20 protein-coding genes are annotated in these 19,828 nt (G+C 67.6%); 9 read left to right on the top strand and 11 right to left on the bottom strand.

From position 1 onward, the window contains the following. Positions 1-93, bottom strand: a 93-nt coding sequence (locus VGC47_13505; protein ID HEX9856324.1) for an NAD(P)-binding protein, incomplete at its 3' end; no start/stop codon positions are given. A gap of 518 nt (positions 94-611) precedes the next feature. On the opposite strand from VGC47_13505, the gene VGC47_13510 reads away from it, so the two are divergent. The 4 genes from VGC47_13510 (at position 612) to VGC47_13525 (ending at position 6,340) form a co-directional block, all read left to right on the top strand. Beyond that, positions 612-1,961, top strand: coding sequence for a GTP-binding protein (locus VGC47_13510; protein HEX9856325.1), 1,350 nt, complete (start codon positions 612-614; stop codon positions 1,959-1,961). 272 nt (positions 1,962-2,233) lie between these two features. After that, a complete protein-coding gene (locus VGC47_13515) occupies positions 2,234-4,993 on the top strand; it encodes a cation-transporting P-type ATPase (protein HEX9856326.1) in 2,760 nt (919 codons plus the stop codon). Further along, the gene (locus VGC47_13520) at positions 4,993-5,643 is read left to right on the top strand and encodes a TrkA family potassium uptake protein (protein ID HEX9856327.1); all 651 of its coding nucleotides are present in this window, start codon (positions 4,993-4,995) and stop codon (positions 5,641-5,643) included. Before VGC47_13515 ends, VGC47_13520 begins: the two co-directional genes overlap by 1 nt. 13 nt (positions 5,644-5,656) lie before the next feature. After that, on the top strand, positions 5,657-6,340 hold the full coding sequence (locus VGC47_13525; protein HEX9856328.1) for a TrkA family potassium uptake protein: 684 nt from the start codon (positions 5,657-5,659) through the stop codon (positions 6,338-6,340). A 35-nt stretch (positions 6,341-6,375) separates the two neighbouring features. On the opposite strand, the gene VGC47_13530 is transcribed toward VGC47_13525, so the two are convergent. Beyond that, positions 6,376-6,828 carry an SRPBCC family protein gene (locus VGC47_13530; protein HEX9856329.1) on the bottom strand — a complete coding sequence of 151 codons (453 nt, stop codon included), beginning with the start codon at positions 6,826-6,828 and terminating at the stop codon, positions 6,376-6,378. Between the two features lie 148 nt (positions 6,829-6,976). Here VGC47_13530 and VGC47_13535 point away from each other — a divergent pair, with 148 nt between their 5' ends. The 3 genes from VGC47_13535 (at position 6,977) to VGC47_13545 (ending at position 9,971) form a co-directional block, all read left to right on the top strand. Beyond that, the gene (locus VGC47_13535) at positions 6,977-8,176 is read left to right on the top strand and encodes a hypothetical protein (protein ID HEX9856330.1); all 1,200 of its coding nucleotides are present in this window, start codon (positions 6,977-6,979) and stop codon (positions 8,174-8,176) included. Positions 8,177-8,347: 171 nt separating this feature from the next. Continuing rightward, positions 8,348-8,779, top strand: coding sequence for an Hsp20/alpha crystallin family protein (locus tag VGC47_13540; protein ID HEX9856331.1), 432 nt, complete (start codon positions 8,348-8,350; stop codon positions 8,777-8,779). A gap of 124 nt (positions 8,780-8,903) precedes the next feature. Continuing rightward, a complete protein-coding gene (locus tag VGC47_13545; protein ID HEX9856332.1) occupies positions 8,904-9,971 on the top strand; it encodes a ferritin-like protein in 1,068 nt (355 codons plus the stop codon). Positions 9,972-10,006: 35 nt separating this feature from the next. On the opposite strand, the gene VGC47_13550 is transcribed toward VGC47_13545, so the two are convergent. Then, complete coding sequence (locus VGC47_13550) at positions 10,007-10,300, bottom strand: metalloregulator ArsR/SmtB family transcription factor (protein ID HEX9856333.1); 294 nt, start codon at positions 10,298-10,300, stop codon at positions 10,007-10,009. Positions 10,301-10,314: 14 nt separating this feature from the next. After that, positions 10,315-10,731, bottom strand: coding sequence for an SRPBCC domain-containing protein (locus VGC47_13555; GenBank protein HEX9856334.1), 417 nt, complete (start codon positions 10,729-10,731; stop codon positions 10,315-10,317). A 69-nt stretch (positions 10,732-10,800) separates the two neighbouring features. Here VGC47_13555 and VGC47_13560 point away from each other — a divergent pair, with 69 nt between their 5' ends. Then, positions 10,801-11,406 carry an ATP-dependent Clp protease proteolytic subunit gene (locus VGC47_13560; GenBank protein HEX9856335.1) on the top strand — a complete coding sequence of 202 codons (606 nt, stop codon included), beginning with the start codon at positions 10,801-10,803 and terminating at the stop codon, positions 11,404-11,406. Positions 11,407-11,492: 86 nt separating this feature from the next. Here the strand turns inward: VGC47_13560 and VGC47_13565 are convergent, their stop codons facing one another. The 4 genes from VGC47_13565 to VGC47_13580 form a co-directional block, all read right to left on the bottom strand. Further along, on the bottom strand, positions 11,493-12,353 hold the full coding sequence (locus tag VGC47_13565; GenBank protein HEX9856336.1) for a GerMN domain-containing protein: 861 nt from the start codon (positions 12,351-12,353) through the stop codon (positions 11,493-11,495). Then, the gene (locus VGC47_13570; protein HEX9856337.1) at positions 12,350-13,243 is read right to left on the bottom strand and encodes a polysaccharide deacetylase family protein; all 894 of its coding nucleotides are present in this window, start codon (positions 13,241-13,243) and stop codon (positions 12,350-12,352) included. The genes VGC47_13565 and VGC47_13570 overlap by 4 nt, the downstream gene beginning before the upstream one ends. A 113-nt stretch (positions 13,244-13,356) precedes the next feature. After that, on the bottom strand, positions 13,357-14,505 hold the full coding sequence (gene chrA / locus VGC47_13575) for a chromate efflux transporter (protein HEX9856338.1): 1,149 nt from the start codon (positions 14,503-14,505) through the stop codon (positions 13,357-13,359). Then, positions 14,502-14,801, bottom strand: coding sequence for a PadR family transcriptional regulator (locus tag VGC47_13580; GenBank protein ID HEX9856339.1), 300 nt, complete (start codon positions 14,799-14,801; stop codon positions 14,502-14,504). The genes chrA and VGC47_13580 overlap by 4 nt, the downstream gene beginning before the upstream one ends. Positions 14,802-14,971: 170 nt before the next feature. Here VGC47_13580 and VGC47_13585 point away from each other — a divergent pair, with 170 nt between their 5' ends. Next, complete coding sequence (locus VGC47_13585) at positions 14,972-15,502, top strand: hypothetical protein (protein HEX9856340.1); 531 nt, start codon at positions 14,972-14,974, stop codon at positions 15,500-15,502. An 11-nt stretch (positions 15,503-15,513) separates the two neighbouring features. On the opposite strand, the gene VGC47_13590 is transcribed toward VGC47_13585, so the two are convergent. The 3 genes from VGC47_13590 to ligD all read right to left on the bottom strand — a co-directional run bounded on the left by VGC47_13590 (position 15,514) and on the right by ligD (position 19,773). Beyond that, entirely contained in the window at positions 15,514-15,762 is a 249-nt protein-coding gene (locus VGC47_13590; GenBank protein ID HEX9856341.1) for a DUF2630 family protein, read from the bottom strand. Positions 15,763-15,964: 202 nt separating this feature from the next. Further along, positions 15,965-18,130, bottom strand: coding sequence for a copper-translocating P-type ATPase (locus VGC47_13595; protein ID HEX9856342.1), 2,166 nt, complete (start codon positions 18,128-18,130; stop codon positions 15,965-15,967). A 164-nt stretch (positions 18,131-18,294) separates the two neighbouring features. Then, a complete protein-coding gene (ligD, locus tag VGC47_13600) occupies positions 18,295-19,773 on the bottom strand; it encodes a non-homologous end-joining DNA ligase (GenBank protein ID HEX9856343.1) in 1,479 nt (492 codons plus the stop codon). Positions 19,774-19,828 lie beyond the last annotated feature (55 nt).

Genomic DNA, 19,828 nt, shown 5'->3' on the forward strand with positions numbered 1-19,828 from the left:
CTTGTCGAGCACGACGACGGAAGCGCCCGGGCTCTGCGCCGTGATCGCCGTCGCAGTCGCCAGCCCGATGATCCCCGCCCCGACAACCGCCACGTCGTAGTTCTCCGACAAGCACCCCTCCCGCCGAGCAGGCTAGGCCTCCATTAGCCACCCCCTCCGCTCGGCCTGCGACGCAATCTCCCAGCGTGAGCCCGCCCACCTACGCAAATCCCCCGCCGAGAGCCCACCCGCCATACGCATCCCCCGCCGTGGGCCCCCCCACCTACGCAATTCCCCGGCGAGAGCCGGGGGATCGACGAGCGTCCCGCCAGGGACCGAGTCGAGGGGGCCAACCGTCACCACAACCCGGCAGCCGCCACCCCCTCGGCTCGGCCTGCGGCGCTTTGTTCACCCTGCTCGACCTGATCAGTGCCACACCGAGCAGGGAAAGGTCAAGCAGGGTGAATCCGCTCCCCCGCAAAGCGGGAGACAACGTAAGAAAGCGTCCCGCCAGGGACCGAGTCGAGGGGGCCCAACAGTCAGCAGACCCCCGGCCGGGACCTTCTCCTCTTGTCGGGCTTGCGTGGCGTCCGTGACCATCACGTCACGAACACGGGGAGGTGCAACCATCCATGAAGAGGATCGTCATCATGGGAGCCGGGGGCCGCGACTTCCACGACTTCAACGTCGTGTTCCGCGACGACCCGGACGTGCGCGTCGTCGCTTTCACGGCTGCCCAGATCCCGGGGATCGGCGGGCGCACCTATCCATCGGCGCTCTCCGGACCACTGTATCCCGAGGGCATCGCGATCGTCGATGAGGTCGAGCTGCCCGATCTCATCGAACGCGAACGGGTCGACGAGGTGATCTTCGCCTACTCCGACCTGTCACACCTCGACGTCATGCACAAGGCGTCGATGGTCATGGCTCATGGTGCCGACTTCGTACTCCTGGGTCCGACGCACACCATGCTCCCTGCCACGAAGCCCCTCGTCGCGGTGTGTGCCGTCCGGACCGGCTGCGGCAAGAGCCAGACCAGTCGGCTCATCGGCCGAATCCTCACGGACGCCGGGCTGCGGGTGTCTCTCATTCGCCACCCGATGCCCTACGGGAATCTCGAGCGTATGCGCTTGCAGCGTTTCGAGACCATCGACGACATCGACGCATCGCATCCGACGATCGAGGAGAGGGAGGAGTACGAGGCGCCGGTTAGCGCCGGCCTCCTCATGTGGGCGGGCGTCGACTACCGCGAGATACTCCATGCCGCCGAGGCCGAGTCGGACGTGGTGATCTGGGACGGAGGCAACAACGACTTCCCGTTCTACCGGCCCGACATGTTCATCACCGTGCTCGACCCGCTGCGCCCCGGTCACGAGACCGAGTACCACCCGGGAGAGGTCAACCTGCGATTGGCCGACGTCGTCGTCATCAACAAGATCGACACCGCCGATCCGGCCGACGTCGAGACCACGATCAGGAACGTCGCCGCCTTCAACCCGCAAGCCGACGTCATCAGGACAGCGTCCCCGGTCCATCTCGAGCCCGGACCCGTCATCGCGGGCAGATCCGTTCTGATCGTCGAGGACGGCCCGACGCTCACCCATGGAGGGATGCCCTTCGGCGCAGGAACCGTCGCGGCTCGGGCAGCCGGGGTAGCCGCCATCGTCGATCCGCGGCCCTACGCGGTCGGCTCTCTTGCCGAGACTTTCGAGACATACCCGAACCTCGGCCCCGTCCTACCCGCAATGGGATACGGCGACCAGCAGCTCGCCGAGCTCGAGGCGACCATCCAGCGGGTGCCATGCGACGTCGTCGTCACGGGAACGCCGATCGAGCTCGGCCGCATCATCGACGCAGGGCATCCGTTGAGGCACGCGGCATACGAGTCCGTCGAGGTCGGCAGCCCGAACTTCTCCGACGTCCTGCGGCCGATCATCGAGAAGGCCCGAGTGATGGGCGGCGCCCCTGCGGCAAGCGCCTGAGGGCGCCGGCGAGGGGTGTTCCGTAGACCGGGCCGAGTCTCCCCATCGGGCAGAGTCAGGAGAAGTGACCTTCTGCCCTTCAGGCGGCGCCCGGCGGCGCGGACGATCCGGACATGAGGCACATCGCGCCAGTGCTCGACCGAGGACGGCAGCATGACGAACATCCGCGAATACCCGGTGATGCTGGGATGATCGAGAGCCGCCACAATCGCTTCCGGTCTGCCGGGCGTCGACGTGAGACCCCGGCACGGTGCGGGTAGACCCGAGACGGGATGTCGGTCGAACTCGCCCACGCTGCCCTGACGATCTCACCCGGTGAAGTCGCCGGCCTCACCTCGACCGAGGTATACGCCGCTTTCGGAACTTCCGCCGCAGGCCTTTCATCGGTGGACGCAGGTGTGAGGCTGGCCGAGTCGGGGCCCAACACGATCAGCGTCGCGGTGTCGTCACGGCTGCTTCCCCGGCTGGCAGCGAACTTCGTCCACGTCATGGCGATCTTGTTGTGGGTCGGAGGCGCCGTGGCCTTCGCAGCCGGGTTACCGGAGCTCGGCGTCGCCATCTGGGTCGTGAACGTCGTGAACGGAGTCTTCAGCTTCTGGCAGGAGCACAAAGCCGAGCGTGCAACCGAGGCGCTCATGCGCCTCCTGCCGATCACAGCAACGGTCATGCGGGACGGCTCCCCTGAGAAGGTCGACGCGGCGACGCTCGTCCCCGGTGACGTGGTGCTCATCGAAGAAGGCGACAGGATCCCGGCGGACGGCCGCCTGGTGGAGCATGTCTCCCTGAGGGTCGATCAATCGATGCTCACGGGTGAGTCGCGTCCCATCCGCAAGGCGTCCGAGCCCGTCGACGCCACGGCGATGACCCGCCTCGAGATACCGAACGTCGTGCACACGGGCACGACGGTGGCCGCCGGCCGAGGCAGGCTCGTGGTCACGGCCACAGGTCCGGCAACCGAGTTCGGGAGGATCGCCACCCTGACCCAGTCGATGACGAGCATGCCAAGCCCTCTCCAGCGCGAGCTGAGGCATGTGAGTGTCACGGTCAGCGTGATCGCCGTCACCGTCGGTGCCGCCTTCTACGTCCTGGCTCTGGCGCTCGGCGGGCTCTCGGCGACGAGGGGGTTCGTGTTCGCCCTCGGGATGATCGTGGCGTTCGTACCCGAGGGCCTCCTCCCCACCGTCACGCTGTCCCTTGCCATGGGAACGCAACGCATGGCCGCCAGGAATGCGCTCGTGAAGCGGCTCTCGTCCGTTGAGACCCTCGGCTGCACCACCGTCATCTGCACGGACAAGACGGGCACGCTCACGCAGAACGAGATGACCGTGCGCCTGGCGATGGTCGGGGCGAGGACATACGAGTTCGGTGGCGTTGGCTACGCGCCGCTCGGAGCGGTGACCCCTCCAGCCGACGACCGGCTCGGGCTGCTTCTGTCCACAGCGGCCCTGGCGTCGAATGCACGGCTCACGGAAGACGGCGACGGAGCCGTGCCGCGATGGAGGGTGGTCGGCGACGCGACTGAGGGCGCCGTACTCGTTGCGGCCGTCAAGGGAGGCGTCGATCTCGTCGCCCTCTCGGCTGGTTGCCCGCGCGTGCTCGAGGTTCCGTTCGACTCGGGCCGCAAGCGAATGAGCACGATCAATCGCATTGGCGAGGAACTGGCCGTGTCGACGAAGGGAGCCCCGGCGGAGCTGCTGGAGCGTTGCACGACGTGGCAGGGGCCCGATGGAAGCCAGCCGCTCGGCGACGCCGATCGAGGAGTGGTGAATCTCCGGCTCGACGCGGCCGCAGGCGACGGCCTGCGGGTGCTCGGGGTTGCTAGACGCGTCTTGGCAGCGATGCCCATGCCGGGCGAGGACGTCGAGGTCGACCTCGAGTTCCTCGGCCTCCTGGCGATGCACGATCCACCCCGGCCCGAGGTGGCGGACGCCATCTCGAAGTGCCGATCCGCCGGAATTCGGATCATCATGATCACGGGCGACTACGGAGTGACTGCCGAGGCGATCGGCCGCCGGGTGGGGATGACCGGCGCTACCCCGACCCGCGTCGTGAACGGCGAAGAGCTCGACCGGATGACAGATCAAGAGCTGGCGGCGATCCTCGAGGACGAGGTGATCTTCGCTAGGGCTGCGCCGACTCACAAGCTCCGCATCGTCGCCGCGCTCCAGTCTCTCTCCGGGGTGGTCGCCGTGACCGGCGATGGCGTCAACGACGCCCCCGCCCTCAAGAAGGCGGACATCGGGGTGGCGATGGGTGTCACCGGCACGGATGTCGCCAAGGAAGCCGCCGACATCATCCTGCTCGACGACAACTTCGCCTCGATCGTCGCGGCCATCGAGGAGGGCCGGGCCGTCTACGACAACATCAAGAAGTTCACGACATACATCCTCACGTCGAACACGCCGGAGGCCGTGCCATTCGTGGTGTTCGCCTTCTCGGGAGGGCGAGTCCCGATCGCTCTCGATGTCATGCACATCCTGGCGATCGACCTGGGCACAGACCTGGCGCCTGCCCTGGCTCTCGGAGCGGAGCGACCGGAACCCGGTGTCATGGACCGTCCGCCAAGGGCGCTCGACAGCCATCTCATCGACCGCAAGCTCCTGACGCGTGCCTACCTGTGGTTGGGTCCGCTGCAGGCGGCTTTCGTGATGGCCGCCTTCTTCGGCGCGTTCTGGCTGGCCGGGCTGAGAGGATTCGGGGACCTGCCATCCTCGGGACCGGTGTACAACTCTGCGACGGCCATGGCGCTCGGGGCAGTCGTTTCGACCCAGATCGGCAACCTGTTCGCGCAACGGTCGCACCAGGTGCCCCTGCGGCGCATGGGATTCGGGGGCAACCGGCTGATCTGGTGGGGCATCGCTTCCGAGTTGGTCGTGATCGCCCTCGTCGTCTACTTGCCGGGCCTTCGAGATGCCATCGGCACCGCCCCGTTCCCGCCGATCGGGTGGTTGTGGCTACTCGCCGGAATCCCCCTGTTGCCCATCGCAGACGAGGTCCGCAAGGTCGTCGGCGCCCGCCGAAGGAGGAAGTGATGCATGTGATCGTGCTCGGCTGTGGCCGGGTCGGGTCAGGCCTCGCCTACCGATTGGAGACGGACGGTCACGTCGTGACAGTCGTCGATCGCGATACGAGGGCCTTCGATCGGCTCGGCCCCGGCACACGAGCCAGGCGCATCGTCGGCGAGGCATTGGATCGTGACGTCCTCGAAGCAGCAGGCATCGGGCAGGCCGATGCCGTCGCTGCGGTGACCGGCCGCGACGAGGTCAACGCCGTCGTGGCCCGCATCGCCTCGCAGCGCCTTCACGTCCCTCGCGTCGTCGCCAGGATGTACGACCCACGCCAGGCCGATCTCTACCAGAGGCTCGGCGTCCTGACGATCTCACCTGTCCAGTGGGGGATCTCGAGGCTCGGTCACCTGATCAGCGTCCGCGACATCTCTCCGGTCGCCGTCCTCGGCGGTGGCCAGGTGGAGCTGGTCGAGGCGAGAGTGCCACCCACGATGTCGGGTAGGCGATCGGCTGAGCTCGAGATCCCGGGCGAGGCGAGGCTGGTGACCGTGACTCGCGGCGGGCGCACGTTTCTCGAGGACGGGACCACACCGATCGAGGCGGGCGACGTCGTCTCGATCGCGGTCACCAGCGATGCGGTCGTGCGCCTCCAGCAACTCTTGTCCGTTTCATGAATCGAGGCAGGTGATGTCATCCGTGATCGTCGTCGGTGGTGGCAAGGTCGGCGCGCATCTGGCTTCCTTGCTCATCGAAGGGCTTCACGACGTCCGTGTCGTCGAGGCTCGGCAGGAACGGGTCGCGGAGCTCCGTACCAGGTTCGGGGAGGGTGCTGCGGTCGAAGGGTCGGGCACGGAGGCCGCCGTGCTCGAGCGGGCCGGAGTACGCGGCTGTGATGTCGTCGCCGCCGTGACGGGTGCCGACGAGACGAACCTCGTGGTCGCGGCGCTTGCTCGCTTCGAGTTCGGTGTTCCACGAGTGATCGCCAGGGTCGTCGACCCCGGCAATGCGTGGCTGTTCGGCGCCGACATGGGCGTCGACGTAGCTCTCAACCAGGCCGATCTGCTGGCGCATCTCGTCGCAGAGGAGATGTCGCTCGGCGAGATGACGATTCTGCTGAAGCTGCGCCGAGGTCAGTACTCCCTCGTCGAGGAGAAGGTGGCGATGGACTCGCCTGCAGCGAGACGCACGGTGGACGATGTCGCATGGCCCGCCCGATGTCAGATCCTCGCCCTCATCAGGGGAGGGAACCTCATACCGGTCGAGGGCGCCGTCATCCTCGAAGCGGGTGACGAGGTACTCGCCATCGCGCACTCGGATGCCGCCCAGCGGCTGGCCGCACTGCTCGGGCCCCATCGCGACGAGGGGGGGTGACGCCCACGGCCTCCAGCGAGCCGCTCGCCGCCATCTCAAGTCGGGGCGCCGCCATCTTCGAGCAACGATCTGAGCCGCGCCAGGTCCTTGTCGTTCGCCCGTCGCATCGCAGCGCGTACGACGGGTGCGGCGAACCTGGAGAATCCGGAAGGAGTTCCGCGATTGCGCAGAGTCATCCGTGTGCCGTCGACACCGGCTTGCTCCCACGTGTACGTGGTTTCCATCGGGAACGGACCCTGCGCGGTTCTCATCACGAGGCGCACGCCCGGCTCGTGCTCGACGACCTCGTAGGTGTATGCGAGGGTGCGCCCGAGAAAGGTGGCGACGAAGGCGAGTCGCGACCCAACCTGAATCGGCGGCTCCGTCTCCCACTCGACGGATTCGATGTTGGCGTACCAATCCGGGGCGTTCGCCGGATCACCCACGTAGCTCGCCACGACGTCGACCGGCTGCCGGATCATGGTCTCGGTCACGACATCCACGTCCACGTCGGTTCCTCCTCGGCTGACCGGGCAACCCCGAAGCCTAAAGGGCCCGCACCGAGGGATGCAGCCGGGTTGGGACCAAAGGCCATGAGAGCCGGCGAGGTTTGAAGGACGGCACCGTAGGGAACGCACCAAAATGGAGGTGGAGCAGTTGGACATCATCACATCCTCGACGATGAAGTCGCTCACGAGGACCCGGGAAGGTCCGTGCGTGTCGATGTACATGCCGACCCACCGGTTCGGTCGCGAGACCCGTCAGGGGCGGGTGCGACTGGGCCACCTGATCGCCGGGGCCCGCGAGGCGCTCGTGGGATCGGGTATGCGGGGCCGCACAGCCGACGCGCTGCTGGGAGAGGTGACGGCCCTTGCGGGCAACGACGACTTCTGGCAGCACCAAGAGGACGGGCTTGCGATCTTCGTCGCGTCGGACGGCACACGGACGTACCGGCTCCCCGTGGCGTTCGACGAACTGGTCGTCGTGGCCGACAGCTTCCACGTCAAACCGCTGTGGCCCCTTCTCTCGGACGGGGAGCTCTTCTACGTACTCGCACTCAGCCGCAACGAGATCCGGCTGTTGTGGGCGAACCGGTTCCAGATCGGCGAGGTCGACCTCCCGGAGGACGTGCCGGCGAGCCTTGCCCAGGCACTCTGGTACGACGACCCGGAGCGGCAGCTCCAGCTGCACGGCTCGGGGCGCGTCGGACGCGACAGGGTCGTTGCGACGTTCCACGGTCACGGTACGCCTGACGAGAACGACGAAGCCAGGCTCGAGCTCTTCCTGCGGGCGGTCGACGGCGGGATTCGCCATCTGCTCGACCCCGACTCGCCGCTCGTGCTCGGCGGCGTGGTCGAGATGATCGCCATGTTCCGCAGAGTGACGGGGCATCAGCGAGTCGTGGAAGGTGCGGTTTCCGGCAACCTCGACCTCGCCAAGCCGGACGCGCTCCATCCCAGGGCGGTGGCGGCGGTCGAACCACTGCTTCAGAGACCGTTTGTCGAGGACGCCGCAGCCTTCGCCTCGGCAGGCGAGAGGGCGATCTCGGCGCTCCTCGATGGTGTCTCGGCGGCACGCAACGGGCGTCTGTCGTCCGTGATCATCCCACTCGGAATCCACGCTTGGGGTCGCGTAGACCCAGAGGGTCGCGTAGACCCAGAGGGTCACGTCGACCCAGAGGGTCACGTCGACCCGGAGGAGCCCGCCGTCGCAGTCCACGAGCAGTGGGAGCCGGGTGACATCGACCTCCTCGACATGATCGGGACCTCGACATGGGCGACCGGAGGCAGGGTGCACGCCGTCGAGCCCGAAGCGATCCCTGGACCTGGTCCGATCGCCGCTGTGCTGCGCTACTGAGCCGGACGAGGAGTCGGCGCCTCCCGAGCGCCCGCAAGAAGAACTCGGGCAACAGAACGGCCATTCGGCCCTGTCTCGGCAGGCGCCGATCCCTGATGCTGATGTCAGCGACCCGACAGGCTTCGGGCTCCTGTCGCGCTTGGGATTCGGCTCGAGCGGGGAGGTGATCACATGGAGCTCAAGGTATTGGCGCCATTCTTCGACATCGACAAGGAGTGGAGGCTGTTCGACTTCCCAAGCTTCCTCCACAAGGCCGACATGGCGTTCCGCCCGTCGATCGACGTTTTGAGAAGCAACGGCGACCTGATCGTCACTGCCGAGGTGCCCGGCATCGAGCCGGAGAACCTCGAGGTCACGCTCGAAGGTGACATCCTCGCCATCAAGGGCGAGAAGTCCGCCGAGAAGGAGATCTCGGACGACGACAGGTATCTCCACGAACGGAGCTACGGAAAGTTCCTCCGCCGCATTCCGATGCCGGAAGGAGTGAGCGCAGACAAGATGTTTGCGAACTACGACAAAGGCGTACTCACGGTGCGCATCACCATGCCCGAGGAATTGCCGAAGGACACGCGGTCCATTCCGGTCGAGGTCACGATCGCCTGACGGCGATCACATGCGGGCGAGGGGAGGTCGAGACGAACGTTTCGACCTCCCCCGACCCCGCAGCGCTATCCCGAGGCGGCGTGTAGAGGCGAGGTAGATTCCCCGTGGCGGACGGGAGCCACCGATGCGGATCGAGACGCCCCAGCAGCTGAGAGACCACATCGAGCTGGCGATCAGCGTCGAGTTGTCGACGATCCCGCCGTACCTCTTCGCGATCTACTCACTCGAGGACCAGGCCTCGGAGGCTGCGCTGCTCCTCAAGAGCATCGTCGTCGAGGAGATGCTCCACACGTCCCTCGCAACGAACGTCCTGCTGGCGATCGGCGGGAGCCCTCGTTTCACGGACCCCGACATGTTCCCGACGTACCCCGGCCTGCTCCCCCACCACGATCCGCCGCTCCCGCTCAGCCTGGAGCCGTGCTCGCGACGCCTCATCGAGGACGTGTTCATGCGGGTCGAACAGCCTGAGCTCCACGAACCGACCCGCGGGGAAGGGTTCGCGACCCTCGGCCAGTTCTATCACTCCCTCGAGATGGGGATCAGGGACGTGGCGATATCTCACGACCTCTTCGCCGATCCGCAGCGGGCCAGGCAGCTCGCCGATCCGGCGTTCTACGCGCCGGTCGCCTACGACGCAGAAGACAGTGGCGGCCTCGTGCTCGTGGAGGACGCTGAGACGGCCCGCCAGGCGCTCGAGGTGATCGTTCACCAGGGCGAGGGCCTCAGCACGAGTCGCTGGGCCGACCCGTCCCACCAGGAGCTCACCCACTATCACAAGTTGCTCCAGATCGTCGATGGGACCAGCCCGCTCGGTGCGGTCCTGCCGATCCGGGCCAACCCCCGCACGGCCGACTACCCGGAACCGGCGAGGACGGCGTCCCACCTCTTCAACGCCGGCTACCGGTACGTGTTCTTCCTCCTCGAAGAGCTGTTCAGCCCGTGCGACGACAAGAGCGACGCGGTGCGCCGTCTCTATCGAGTCATGGGGGACGTGCTTGGAAGGCTCGCTCGGTACCTCGTCGCCCAGCCGCTCGACGACGGGACGGTGGCAGCTCCGACGTTCGAGCTGTTCGCACTCAACTCCGGCTCGCCCGAAGGGGAGCTCCTCACCCTGGCTGCCGAGCTACGAGCTCGCGACGGTGGATCCGCCCACGTGTTCGACTCTGTGGAGCGGCTCTTCAGGCCTCGCTAGGCGGAGCCTGCCTTCGAGAGGTCGCAGGTGTGTGGTCAGGATCCGAGCTCCTCCTGCAGCCGCACGAGTCGTTGGTCCCACCGATCTCCAACCGCCGACGCCCACTCGATCACGTCTGCCAGCGGCCCGGGATCGAACTCGTACTTGACCTCGCGTCCGACGCGACGCCGAGCGACGAGCCCCGCCGAGCCGAGCGCCGCCAGGTGCTTGGCGATTGCCTGGCGGGACACCGGCATCGACGCTGCGAGCTCAGTCGCCGTCGCAGGCCCGGTACCGGCCAGCCGATTCAGCACGTCGAGGCGGGTGGGATCCCCGAGAACGGCAAACAACTCGTGGGAGTGCATCACGCCGCGAGCGACAGGCCGCGACGTCGCAGGGACACCTCACCGGACAGCCACCGCGGCTCGAAGGTGGTCGAGCGCCATGGCAGCAACGTCTCACGCACCGTCAGCCGCATGCCGTCCTCTGCCGGCTCGAGGGTGATCTCGACCATGGTCGGGAGCCCGTCGTCGGTCCGCCAGCACCACTGGAGCTCTCGTCCTGGATCGACGTGCTCGACCACGCCCCAGACGTCCGAGTCGCCGGGGCGCCTCATGGTGATCGACCCACCGACGCGGGGGTCGATCGAGACGTCGCCGTCCATCCAACGGCTGAGCATGTCGCCGTTCGTGACGTGGTCCCAAACGACCGCTCGATCGGCGGCGAGCTCGACGGACCGCTCCACCGCCACATCCCCCTCCTCGTGATGATCGCAGTCCACACCTGCAACTTAGCAGTTGCGTCTCGTGTAGAGTCACGTGCAATCAGTCGGTTGCAGAAAGGATCCGTGATGTTGGTCCCGACAGTCGTCGAGCAGACGAGCAGAGGTGAGCGAGCGTATGACATCTACTCGAGGCTGCTCGGTCACCGAATCGTGTTCCTGGGCCGCCCGGTCGACGCCGACATCGCCAACCTGATCGTTGCCCAGCTCATCCACCTCGAGAGCGAGGACGCCGAGAAGGACGTGTCCATCTACATCAACTCTCCCGGCGGCGAGATGTCTTCGATGATGGCGATCTACGACACCATGCAGCACGTCAAGCCCGAGGTGTCGACGACGTGCATCGGGCTCGCCGCCTCCGCTGCCGCCGTTCTCCTGGCGGCGGGGGAGCCCGGCAAGCGGTTCGTGCTCCCCCACTCGAGGATCCTCATCCATCAGCCGCACCTCACGGGAGGCCTCGAGGGGCAGGCGTCCGACATCGAGATCCACGCCAGGGAGATCATCAGGCAGAAGGAGGAGATGACCGCGATCCTCTCTCGCCACACGGGACAGGGCATCGAGACGATCGCGTCGGATACGGACCGCGATCGATGGCTGACTGCGGAGCAGGCCGTCGAGTACGGGCTCGCAGACGGCATCATGGCGCCGTCCCGGGTGCCCGCCGGCCTGGCGTGACACGCGCAGGCGGCCTCGACGGCTGAGGCACGGTCTGCGAACGTGCTGCGCCGGTTACCGGCCGCCTCTCGGACCGGGAGTCCTGATCACGGCACGAACGAGATGGGATACTCGATCACGTGCCGCTGGGTTCCGTCGGGAGCCGCCTCATAGAGGATGATCGAGCCGAGACCTGGGAGAACGTCGCCCGTCACATCGAAGGCGAAGGAGCTTCGCCGCGTGGCGTCCTCCACGGCGACCGTGCCTGAAGCGACGATGTCTCCCGCCGCGTCGACGATGGTGTAGCTGACCGTCGGGACGTCGGAGAGACCACCGACCGTGACCGGCGTCTCCACGACGCTCCCCCAGTACGGCACGTCGACGAGGATCGCCGGCAGGAGGTCCTCGTAGTCGGATCGGGTCTGTGGGATGTCCACGATGAGGCCCTCGCCCGTGAGCACGTCGACGGGTGTCCCTTCGATGAGGAACACCACGCTGTCGACGCCGTCGAACTGTGTAGCAGTGAAGACGACCTGTGCCACCCGGCCGAGGACGCTCAATGAGCCGCCGCCCGTCTCGAACTCCGCCGATAGGTCGACAGCCGCGATCCCGCCCTCGATGTCGACGCCCAGAAGGCGCGTCCCTTCGGGAACCGGAGTCGAGAGTCCCATCCCGGATTCGGTATCCGTCACACCGTCGAGGAGGCTGACGAGGGCGGTGGCGACGTCGCGCGATCCTGCCCGTGCGACGGGGACGAGATAAGGCCCCGGCTCGACCGGATAGCCGGCGAAGAAGAAGTAGGCGGCGTGTTCGTCCAGTCGCACCGTCGTGGTGTCGACCGGCATCGTGGTGGTCGCTGGGGGGAGGCTCGTCGACGTTGCCGCCGTAGTCGTCGTCTCCGAGGGCCCCGTGCACGAGGTCACCACGACGAGAGCGGCCGCAAGCCAGTGACGCTTGTCGGGTCTCATGGGATCAGCTCCGTGATCGTGACGAACTCGTATCCGGCGCCCTGCAGTCCGGACACGATTCCGGGGAGGGCCTCCGAGTCGGTGGAGGCGGCCCCGACGTGGAGCAGGAATATCGCCCCCGGCTCCGCTCCGGCCAGGCATCGGTCGACGACCTCGCCGGCCGGCAGGCCCTGCCACCCGAGGGAGTCGACGGTCCACATCACCGAGTACCCGTACCCGGCGCTGCCCACATCCACGAGGACCCGCTGGTTGTATGCCCCGTACGGCGGCCTGAAGTACGGGAGCATCGTCGCCCCGGTCGCCGCCGCGACGATCGACTCCGTGCGCCGCAGCTGCATGAGTCGCTGCCGCGTCGAGAGGGTCTCCATGTGGGGATGGTCGTACGTGTGGTTCATGAGCGTGTGGCCCTCCTCCACCATCCTCCGGAGCAGGTCGGGATTCGACTCCGCCCACCGCCCCGTCATCCCGAACGTCGCCCGGATCTCGCCTGCACGGAGCAGGTCGAGGATCTGCTCGGCGTACCCGCGATCCGAGCCTGCATCGAACGTCAAGGCGACGGCGTGCCGGTCGGCGGGGCCCTGCCACACGAGTTGCGAGGCCGCAGCAGGCGGCGCAGTCGTCGAGTCGGGCGGGCTCGTGGTCGGGGCGCCGGTGGTCGAGCTGTCTGGAACGGTTGTCTGCGGAACAGTCGTGGTCGTGATGGGAGACGCCGTCGTCGTCGGGACTGTCGATGTCGTCGGGGCCGTCGATGTCGAGTCGATCGGCGCCGTCGATGTCGAGGTGGCAGGCGGAGGCGTCGCCGAGGTGGCCGGAGCGGGCGACCCAGCACACGACGCGATGAGGATGATCGAGAACCCACCGAAAACCGGACCGCGCGCCCACCTCGGCATGGCACCATTGTGGGCCTGCCCTCCGCCGCCGACCAGGGTCTATCGGCCTCCGGCTCTCTCCGTTCCGGCGTACCCTGGTCGCACCACTGCGATGCCGGGACGCAAGAACGGGCTCAGACCGGCGCCATGTCGAGCAGTCCTCCGACAAGCCCGGCGGCGGCGCCTCCCAAGACGACCCAGGCGGTGTTCACCCTGGTGCGCCACAGGACGAGAGCGGCGACGGCCGCCAGAGATCCCGTCACGAAGTCGACGACCGCGTCGCCCGACAGCTGCAGCGTCACCCCCGCCATGAGCCCGAGCGCAGCGGCGTTGACGCCGTCGAGCAGAGCGGCGGACCACTCTCGATCCCTGATCCGCCGCGCCAGCGGGGTGACGGCGCCGACGAACACGAATGACGGAAGGAAGATCCCGATGCTGGCGACCAGGGCTCCCGGCACCCCTGCGAGGACGTACCCGATGAACGTGGCCGTCGTGGAGAGTGGCCCGGGCGTGAATTGCCCGACGGCGACGGCGTCGAGGAGCTGCTGCTGAGTGAGTATCGAGTACCGATCGACCAGATCATTCTGGAGGAAGGCCAGGAGCACGTAGCCGGACCCGTACAGGAAGGCGCCGGCCTTCAGGAAGACGAAGAAGATCCGCTCCAGGGACGCCGAATCGGCGGCTGCTTGCACGGCGAGACCGCCGAGGGGAAGGACCCCGAGGAGGGGGGTACCCATCCTCCGGAGGGCGAGGATGGCGATCGCGCCGACGCCCAGGATGGCGAGCTCGCTCGCTCCGAGGACGTATGCGGCCGCCGCCGCCAGCGCCACGGCGGCGGTCATTGGTCCCCTCACCGCCGATCGCCCGAGCTTGAGGAGCGCCTGGGCGACGATCACGACGACGACGGGCTTGATCCCGTAGAGCAGCGCCTCTCCGCTCGGGGTGTCGCCGTACTCGACATACGCCCACGCCAGAACCAGCACGATCAGCGTGGCGGGGAGAATGAAGGCGCCGCCCGCCGTTACCAGCCCGCGCCATCCGGCCCGCTCCTGGCCGACGTGCATCGCCATCTCGGTCGAGTTCGGCCCTGGGATGAGGTTGGTCACTCCGATGAGGTCTAGGTAGCGCTGGTCGTCCATCCACGCCCGACGGGTGACCACCTCGTCGTGCATCATCGAGATGTGAACCGCCGGCCCTCCGAAGGCCGTCGTGCCGAGCCGGCCGAAGAGAGCGGCGAGCTCGCCGATGCGGCCCGAGCGACCTTCCTCGGGTCGCTCGGTCACGGAAGCACCTCGCCGACGAGCTCGGTGAGGATCCTCCTGGCCGCCGCCAGCTCTCGCCTCCCCGACGCCGTCGCCGTGTAGAAGCGGTGGACCTTCCCCTCGACGCTGCGCCTGTCGGAAACGAGCAGCCCCGCCTCCTCCATTCGATGGAGGGCCGGATAGAGCGTTCCCGGGCTGATCCGGTGGCCGTGACGGGACAACTCTGCCGCCAGCCAGGCGCCGTCGACCTCCCCTTCGGATGCGTGATGGAGGATGTGAACCCTGACCACCCCGCGCCGCAGCTCATCGAGGACCATGGCGGGATGATAACGGCCGTCGATATCGGTAGGCGATATCAACCGTGGCCATCCGGACGGCTCGATCTCCGGGGGGCGCACAGCCGGTGACGGGAAGGCGATGCCGGGCGGCAGAGGCTTCGACGGCCATACTCGGGCGCATCCACGCCGGAGACCACGGAGTAACGCCGATGACGACGAAGACCGAGCGCCAGCCGATCGAGGTGCGGATCGATCGGCTCGACGACCTGTTGGACGAGCGCGACCCGACGCCGGTGCCCGGCCGCAGCCTGAACCCGTACGTCACCGACTTCGTGATGTCGTGGGCCCATGAGCTGCCGACGGACGCCGAGATCGAGCTCGTCGTCCACGTCAAGGAGCACGTGGACGACGGGCGGGCGGCGACGGCGGAAGAGGCGGTCAGGGCCGCCTTCGCCGACGAGGTCGGGTCGCAGGTCCGCAAGTTGAAAGACCTCTTCCGAGGCGGCCGGATCAGCCTCGCCTTCGGACTGCTGGCGCTGGTGGGGTTCGTGACCACGTCGCGCATGCTCGCCAACGCGACCGGTTGGCTCGAGGTCCTCCGCGAGGGCCTGGCAGTCGCCGGATGGGTGGCCCTGTGGCGCCCCCTCGAGATCTACCTGTACGACTGGTGGCCGATCAGGAGAGCCATCCGAACGTACCGGCGTCTCCAGCAGAGCGAGATCCGCTTCGTTGCCGGCTGACTCCAGGTCGGTTACTGCTCGTAACCCTCGACCGTGCTCTCGTCACGCAGCGTCGCCGCGTCAGGGTCGAGGCCGTACTCGGCGAGCGCCCTCCGTTGGTTGAGGAGATCCCAGCACTGGTCAAGCTGAACCTCGATCTGTTCGAGGCGTTCCAGAGCCGAGGGCTCGAGCGGCGTTTCCCGGTGACCGCGCCGCAGCGTGCGCTCCTCGTCGACGAGCTGGCCGATACGGCTGAGGATCTCAGGGTCCGGAGTGTTCAAGTCGTCTCGCCTCCTCGACGTGGTGTGATCGCCATCTCTCGTCCTCCACACGAGAATACGTGCCCGCCGGGCCGAGGGAATCGACGACTGGCTCGGCTACGCCGGGTGACATCGGATCGGCGACAACGCCCCCCTCCTCGCATCGCCCAACGCGTGAGGGCGCGCCGCCAACCAACGTCACCGAGGTCGCCACCCGTCAGGCTCAATCGGGGACCTCGGCCCCGCTCGGCCGCAGGTCGAGATTGCGCAGGAATTGGGCGTTGATCGCCACGATGACGGTCGATGCGCTCATCAACACCGCGGCCGCCGCCGGGGCCAGGACGATCCCGGCCCACGCCAGGACGCCTGCTGCCAGGGGGAGAGCCACCACGTTGTACCCCGTCGCCCATGCGAGGTTCTGCAGCATCTTTCGGTAACCCGCCTGAGAGAGCCGCCGGATCCCGACCACGCCACGCGGGTCGTCCGAAGCGAGAACTATCCCGGCCGATTCGATGGCGACGTCCGTGCCGGCGCCTATGGCGATCCCCACATCGGCTCTGGCGAGGGCGGGGGCGTCGTTGACCCCGTCGCCGACCATCGCCACCAGCAATCCCTGGCCTTGGAGCTTCTCGACTTCGTGATGCTTGTCCTCCGGCAGCACTTCGGCGAGCACCTGGTCGATGCCGAGCTCGGATGCGACCGCCTCCGCCACTTGGCGGGCGTCGCCGGTGATGAGGGCGATCCTCACGCCGAGGCTGTGGAGCTCATCGACCGCCTGGCGTGACTCGGGACGGATTTCGTCCTCCAGGGCGAGGGCACCCGCCACTCGACCGTCCACCACCACGAAGAGGATGGCGGCGCCCCGATCGCTCCAAGCGTCGACGGACGCTTCGAGATCTGCCGGAACTGCGAGACTCCGCTCCCTCAAGAGGTTGGGGCCGCCTACCGCCACGACGGTGTCTCCCACGGCGGCCTCCACACCCCGACCGGACATGGACGTGAATCCGCTCGCCGCGGGAACGTCGCCGCGCAACGTCGCTTCGGCGACGATCGCTCGTGCGAGTGGATGCTCCGAGTCGGATTCGACTGCGGCGGCGAGCGCCAGGAGGCGATCGTCTCCGATCTCCGTGGTCGTGATCCCGCTGACCCGGTGGCTTCCCTTCGTGAGCGTCCCCGTCTTGTCGAACAACACGATGTCGATGTTGCGCATCTGCTCCAGCGCCAGCCTGTCCCTGACCAGGATCCCGTTGCGGGCGGCGAGTCCGGTCGAGATGGCGATGACGAGGGGGATGGCGAGACCGAGGGCGTGGGGACAGGCGATGACGAGGACTGCGACGGTCCTCACCACCGCCTCCTCCGGCTGGTCTACGACGAGCCAAGCGGCAACGGTGACGACGGCCGCGCCGACGGCGACGTAGAACAGAACGGCCGCCGCTCTGTCTGCGAGCACCTGGGCCCGCGAACGCGATTCCTGGGCCTGGGCCACGAGGCGCTGGATGCCGGCGAGGGCGGTGTCGTCACCCACCGCTTCGACCTCGACCCGAATTGCGTTGTCGGTCGCCACCGTGCCGGCGATCACCTTGGCGCCGAGCTGCTTGGGGACGGGCTTGGACTCTCCGGTGACCATCGACTCGTCGAGCTCGGCGGCGCCCTCGGTGACCACGCCGTCCGCCGGCACCCTCGAGCCCGGGCGGACCAGCACGACGTCACCGACGGTGAGAGCCGCGATCGCCACCTGCTCCGTACCGTCGCGGGTGATCCTCTCCGCCTCGTCCGGCAGCAGCTCGGCGAGCGCCGCCAGAGCGCTGCTGGCCTGGCCGATCGCCCTCATCTCCATCCAGTGGCCCAACAGCATGATCGTTATGAGCGCAGCCAGCTCCCACCAGAACTCGAGATCGAACCAGCCGAGCGTGGTCGCCATCGAGGCTGCGAAGGCGACCGTGATCGCCATCCCGATCAGGAGCATCATGCCCGGCTGGCGGTCGCGCACCTCTGCGACAGCGCCTCGGAGAAACGGTGAGCCTCCGTACACGAATATCGCGGTCCCGAGCACCGGCGACAGCCAGTCCGACCCCGGAAACGTGGGAGCCGTGTAGTCGAACCACTCCTGGATCGTCTCGCTGTACACGACGACGGGAACGGTCAGCGCCAGCGAGAGCCAGAACCTGTCGCGGAACATGGCGAGGCTGTGCCCTGCGTGCTTGTCGTGGCCCGAGTGACCGTTGGCCGCATGATCGTTCTCAGAGTGACCAACGCCGGACTGACCACTGCCGGAGTCACCGGTGCCGGAGTGGCGGACCTCCTCGGCGGTGTGTTGGCCATGGTGGCCCGCCGGGTGCACCGGTGGCGATCCACCGTCCCTTTCACGGCCATGGGGCTCCTGGGTCATGCCAACCGAACCTCCCGCGATCACACCGTTCCGCATCGCGTGCCCTGTCAATACATCATCTCATCTCGGCGGGACGGCGACGCCAGCATCCTCCGTTCCTGCGTCCACTCATCGCATCTGTGCGATGCACGGACGCAGGAACGGAAAGGACGACCTCCTCGTCGCTATCCCGCCGGCGAAAGCTGGTCGAAGGTGCACTCGTCAGGACGCTTGTCGTCGCGGAGCCCTTGGAACGAAGGGGCGCGCAGCATGCCGGCTGCGGTCACCTGGCGGTACTCGACCTTGGCGACCAGTACAGGCGGCACCCAATGAGCTCGCCGCAGGTCGGGTCTGGCGCGCAACACCGACTCGTCGAACGGCGGGGGTGCCGCTCCCAGACCGGCGAGCGCGGCGTGGGTCTCGGCGAGCGAAGCTCGGTCGAACCCGGTCCCGACGTTGCCCACGAAGCGCAGCGCCCCACCGTCGTAGACGGCTGCCACCAGCGATCCGAGGGTTCCCGCACGGTTCCCCTCCCCTTCCGTCCAGCCGACGACCACGACGTCGGCGTCGAACGTGACCTTGACCTTGAGCCATGACCGCGACCTGGCGCCGGGTTCGTAGCGCGAGGTCAGCTTCTTGGCGACGACGCCCTCGAGCCCCTGGTTTGCCGACGCCTCGAAGAGGGCGACCCCGCTGGCCTCGATGCGCGGCGAGAGCTGGAGGACGTCGGAGGTCACCAGGGTCTCCTCGAGCAGCGAGCGCCGCTCGTGATACGGGCGGCTCGTCAGGTCACGTCCGTCGAGGTAGAGCAGGTCGAAGGCGATGTATGCGACGGGGATGCGCTTGGAAAGGCCGGCGAGCTGGCGCTCGTCGCGCACGTGCATCCGTTGCTGGAGGCGCTGGAAGGACGGGATGCCATCGGCGAACGCCACGATCTCGCCGTCGAGCATCGCGTCCAAGGCGACGAGCTGGTCGTGGATCCTCTGGAGCTCCGGGTAGCCGTTCGTGACGTCCCGGCCGTTGCGAGTGATGAGACGGGTTGCGGTGTCACACGACGCGATCGCCCTGATCCCGTCCCACTTCGGCTCGAACGCCCATTCGGGATCGTCGAACGGCTGCGCCGCCAGGGTGGCGAGCATCGGCTCGGGCGGCGGAGGCTCGTCCGGCGGCGGTCGTTCGTCGACGGAGAGGATCGCCAGCCACTCGCCCTTGCTTCCTCGGCTCTTCGTCCTGACGAGGTGATAGACGCCGCGCTGGCGATTCCCCTCGAGCCGCACCGTGAGCTTGGTGTCGTCGCGATCGACGATCTCGTAGGTGCCCTCGTCGAAGATGCGGACCTCCCCTGCGCCGTAGTTGCCCTCGGCGATGCTGCCCGAGAACGTCGCGTACTCGATCGGGTGATCCTCGGTGCGGATCGCCAGGGCACGTTGACCCTTGGTGCGCGGCAGCCCCTTCGGGATCGCCCAAGAGACGAGCACCGGAGTCGAGCCGTTGAGCATCTCCAGCCGGAAGTCGTGGTGGAGCCGGGTTGCGTGGTGCTGCTGGATGACGAAGAGCTCCCCGGGTGGCGCCGTCGCCGGGTCGACGTCTCCGGACACGGCGGGCGGGGGCGGCTCGGGAGTCGTCTCGAACCGGCGCTTCCGCTCGTACTCGCTTCCCGTCATGCTCTCACCCGACCGTCATGCCTGCTTGCGCTCGTGGTGGAGCCGGCAGACGAGG

This window comes from Acidimicrobiia bacterium, assembly GCA_036396535.1.
Classification (GTDB): Bacteria; Actinomycetota; Acidimicrobiia; order Spongiisociales; family UBA5794; genus DASWKR01.